This is a genomic window from Roseococcus sp. GW821-FHT12F05 (assembly GCF_058806835.1).
The window spans coordinates 1-4,366 of record NZ_JBXAQB010000038.1; the positions used below are offsets into that span (position 1 = coordinate 1).

At 61.0% G+C, this 4,366-nt stretch carries 3 protein-coding genes; 1 reads left to right on the forward strand and 2 read right to left on the reverse strand.

Annotation, left to right across the window (positions count from 1 at the left end):
• Nucleotides 1-738, reverse strand: a 738-nt coding sequence (locus tag AC1ROY_RS33880) for a DUF3489 domain-containing protein (RefSeq protein WP_493153363.1), incomplete at its 3' end; no start/stop codon positions are given.
• Nucleotides 739-1,947: 1,209 nt separating this feature from the next.
• On the opposite strand from AC1ROY_RS33880, the gene AC1ROY_RS33885 reads away from it, so the two are divergent.
• The gene (locus AC1ROY_RS33885; RefSeq protein WP_493153364.1) at nucleotides 1,948-2,901 is read left to right on the forward strand and encodes a WcbI family polysaccharide biosynthesis putative acetyltransferase; all 954 of its coding nucleotides are present in this window, start codon (nucleotides 1,948-1,950) and stop codon (nucleotides 2,899-2,901) included.
• A gap of 2 nt (nucleotides 2,902-2,903) precedes the next feature.
• On the opposite strand, the gene AC1ROY_RS33890 is transcribed toward AC1ROY_RS33885, so the two are convergent.
• Entirely contained in the window at nucleotides 2,904-4,007 is a 1,104-nt protein-coding gene (locus AC1ROY_RS33890) for a hypothetical protein (protein WP_493153365.1), read from the reverse strand.
• Nucleotides 4,008-4,366: the final 359 nt, after the last annotated feature.

Here is a 4,366-nt window from a genome sequence, read left to right on the forward strand (position 1 = left end):
CTTGGCGCCCTGCTTGCCCGAGCCGACCTGCTTCACGCGCTCCAGCACCTCGACCGTGTGGCCCTTCTTCTTGAGGCTGGCGAAGAACCCACGGACCGTGTGCTGCGCCCAGCCCGTGGCCACCATCACCTGAGCGATGGTGGCCCCCTCCCCGCGCCGCAGTAGGGTCAGCACCGCCTCCTGCTTCGTGCCCTCGCGCGCCTTGCGCGGGGCACCGGGCTCGCGAGTCGGCGTCCGGCGGCCCAGGGCCGCCTTCAGGGCCGTCAGCGCCGCCTCCAGGCCGTCCTGCGCCTCCCAGGCCGCCACCACCGCCGTAGCGGCCTCTCGCAGGCCCTGGCGCGCAGACATGGCCGGCTGGGCCTCCAGCGCCCGCTCGGCCTCGTTCTCTGCGTCCAGCGCCTCCTGCTGCAGCGCGAGTTCCTCCGCCTCTTCCTCCTCGGTCAGCTCACGAAGCTCGGCGCCGAAGTCGCTGGGTTCCGCGGGCTCGATGCCGATGGCCCGCAGGCCCTCATTCGTGATCCGCAAGGCTATCCAGGCGCCATCGTCATCCCGCCGCCAGCCGAGGTGACGATGGTCGGTCGGTGCTGGCACCTCTTCCAAGAGGAGATTCTTGAGCATGCTGCGGAACACCGCTTGGCGCGCTGCGGCCGGCAGGTTCGCTGGCGCCGTCACGAGCAGCGTCTCGTGCCGGCTGGCCTGGGTGAGGATGATGGATTGGGTGTCGGAAAGCTTCGTCATCGTCGGGCTCCGGTTCGGCACCCGACCATCCGGGTGGTACCAGCCTGAGCCCCGCGTGCCGAAGCTCAGCGAGGCCGCGCGAAATCCTGCGCGTGAGAGGACCATTCGCTCTGTCCAGGAGGAAAGCCAAGCGAAGTCTGCGATCAGATTATTGCTATCGTCGCGTCGCTCATCATCCGCGCCACCCTTTGCGACGGCCTCGCCCCATCATAGGGGCGCGCATGCCGCTCCTGATCAGGACCTGCGCCACATCGCCCCTGCGGATCACGAACGATAGTGAGGAGGCGGTGGTACTGATCACTTCCACAGGCATCTAGATGCCGCCAGCGATGAGAACCGTGAGCCGCTCCTTCGCAGCACGCGCCGCGCGGATCTTGAGTAGGCATTGTCCGCGCCCCCCGGCGCATCCAGTCCATGCTCCTAACACGCTCGCTCCCGTAGGCCAGGAGGGTGTCGCCGTCGATCGCGTCCAGCGCCAGTGAGCCTGAGCCGGCGCGATGGAGGCGACGGCCGCGGATAGAGCCAGGGCGATAGTGAGCATGGGCGCGCTCTTATCTGCGAGATGAAGATTCGGTTTCCATGATTATCTTCCAACCGCGAAAAGCCGTGCCCCCACGAGCGCCGCCCCCTGCACCGCAGCTGGAGCCGCATCTGCCCCATCGTCGGCGTCCGGCTGCAACCTTAGTCGTGTAGACTGAGCGTCGCGCGGCGCGTGCAGGCGCAGATAACCGAGAGCCATTGCTGCGCCTCGGCCACCTCGCGCGGCGTCATGTCCTCGATGCGCGCCTCCTCCGCCGGTCCACTGGCCGCCAGGACGGCTGCCGTGGCTTGGCAATGGCGGCTGGCGACATGACGGGGTGATGCCCCATGCGACCTTCCAGGCCTCTCGCGCCATCCCTGGGCCACCCCTCCCAGTACGAGTGTGAAATGAAATGTCGCACACGCACGCTCTCCACTAAGGCCTGTGGGGAATTGGCCTCGGGCGTGCTCGGCGATGCTTTTCCGCGCCTGCCGCGTTGGGCTTGCTTGGCGATGAAACCGCATCGCCCACGCAAGCCCGCCTTGCAGCCACGAAAAATCACACGCCGATCACATCCCGGGGCCAATTCCCCACAGGCCCTAGGCAATCGCCGCATTACGCGACAGGGTGGTCACAGCTTGCCGCCACGCGTATGGTAGGCTGTTCGCTTCGGTGCCCGAGGAGACGCCATGAAGATCGCTATCATTGGCAACTGCCAGATCGCCCCGCTGCGCAAAATTCTTATGGCCATGTTGGACGACGCTGAGATACCGGGCCTGCCTGCTGTGCACCAGATTGAGGATCGCCACCGCGACTCGATTGAGGCTGCTGTAGCCGACGCCGACTGGGTGGTGGCGCAACTCATTACCGACGAATACCGAGTCGAAGAGGTTCGCACCGGCGTACTGCGGGCCCGATTCGGCGAGCGTTTGATTGCATGGCCCAATCTATACTTCACGGGCTACAATCCTGAATATAATGTTATCCATGATGCCGAGTATCGAAATTTTAGGGGACCGCTGCTCGATTACCATAGCGATAAGTTGCTTTATGGTTTCCTAAGTGGAATGAGTGTTGCACAAACCACGCGTTTTCTTCGCGAAGCGAGTGCTATTGACAAGGCTTGGTATGGGCGCGCGGTCGAACGCAGCCTTGCCGATCTTGAAAAGCGCGAGCTAGCGGCCGACGTGCAGATTGCCGACGCTATTCGCTCTGGGTTTCGCCAATCACGGCTCTTTTATGTGATGAATCATCCTGCAAACTCGCTGATAATCGAATTGGCCTGCCGCATAGTGGAGCGGATGGGCATCCGCATCTCGGTACGTCCTCAGCCCTGGCAGGTAGCCGACTGGGAAATCTCAGAAGTCTTCCATCACGAGAATCCCTTCATGCGCGAACAGCAAGGCTTCGAATTCCCCGAAACCACCCACGTACGTGGCTATCGCATGATCCCAGCCACCAACGTTCTAGGTACTGAGCCTGACCTCCGACGCCCCGTTCTCTTTTCACATGGCGACCTGACTGAAGCCTCTTTTCGCTTCTATGAACCACATGAAGCGCGGCTACGAAACAATGTGCGTATCCAAAAGATCATGGCACGCGCAGAGGCGAGCGATATGACAGCTGCATTTGCGTCAGCCTGACCTCATCCCATAATCGGCAGCAAATCGTCGCTGCAGGACAGTAGTGCTGGAATATGCTCTCGATAAGATGTAACAAGTTCGAGGAATCGTGCCTGGAGGAGAGCCTTATTTCCGGAGCGAAGTACATGCGTGAATACACCACTCATCAGTTCCGCCTCCCCTGAGGCATTCAAAAAAGCACCATTCCCTGGAATACGCGCCAGTCGTTCAAACTCCGCAAGCCCGCTAACCAGCCGGCAGGTCTCCGCGAACTCACCCAGTTGCCGTCCGACACCGAGATCCAGCGCCGCAGTCCGCAGCGCGTCCATGACTAGCTCGCCCGCCGCCGCCGTTCCGCCTCGAAGTCCGGCCAATGCCTGGAATACAAAAATTAGGCAGAGGCCGCGAATGATGTTGTAGGAGATGATGTTGCCATGCCGCCTTCGTAGGAGGACCGGCGCGGCTACCCGGACAAGCGAAAGGGCCTCGTGCAACTCATCATAGCGCCGAGTTAGTAGGGCCGCGTGCCAGCGTGCTGTAAGGAGTGAGGCATAGAGGCTGTACCGATCCTTACGGAACTCGCGATGTCCGGGAATGGTCGAAATTCGGTTCAGATACTTCTTGCAAAGTGCCATGCCTTGCAATGCTGCTGCCTCGTCCGATAAGTCAATGGCCCGATAGCACTGCACGACACTCATGAGGATGCCAATATGTGGTACACCCTCGAGCAGGTGTTCAGTCTGTGCCGCAATAAGAAGCTGGGCGCCTTCATCCGACGCACGCGAATTGCGCTGAGCGCCGAAGCGAGAGAGGTCATACTCTCGCTCGCTCTCAAATAACAACTGTCCCAAGGGATAGCCGCTTCCGCGGCGCGCAGGCGCCTCTGGCGTTCCGATAAACAGATCTATGGATTTCACCGGTGCCTCCAACACCGAGAGATCAAACTCGATTTCTGTGGGCCCTATTCGGCGGAGACCAGGCAGTTCGCCAACAAGGCCGGCAAATAACACCCGCTCTTCGATCCCTCGCGCCATAAGTCCGACCGCAGTTTGGTCCGCCACCGAATGATTGATGCGGGCGATTCTCCCGCGGATCGTGGCACGCTCAGCAGTAAATACAGCGGACATCCGGCAACTCCGAAGATATTGCATATTATAGCATATATCGTGCACGCGATATATGCTAGCTCCAGTGACCTAACGTCGACCGGGTAGGCAACGATTGAATCGTATCTGCCGGGAGGGGGACACGGCTCCGTGAGACCTCTGATTAAGGACCCCGACACAGGGAAGGATATGATTCCAGTGGGAGGCCTTCGGCCTTTCGTAACGCTGGAAGTTCCAGCATTTCTCGATCATTTTGAACCCCTGATCCGTGTCAATCATCGGCTCCGAAGTCATGAAATCCCTAGGTCAGGCGTGCAGCGCCTTCATGACGCGCTCCAGCCCCTGCTGCCATGTCGGCAGCGCCACGCCGAAGGTCTCAC

Bases quoted from the DNA above. Each gene is read 5' to 3' on its own strand.
- AC1ROY_RS33885 (WP_493153364.1), top strand. From the start codon at position 1,948: ATGAAGATCGCTATCATTGGCAACTGCCAGATCGCCCCGCTGCGCAAA.
- AC1ROY_RS33890 (WP_493153365.1), bottom strand. From the start codon at position 4,007: ATGTCCGCTGTATTTACTGCTGAGCGTGCCACGATCCGCGGGAGAATC.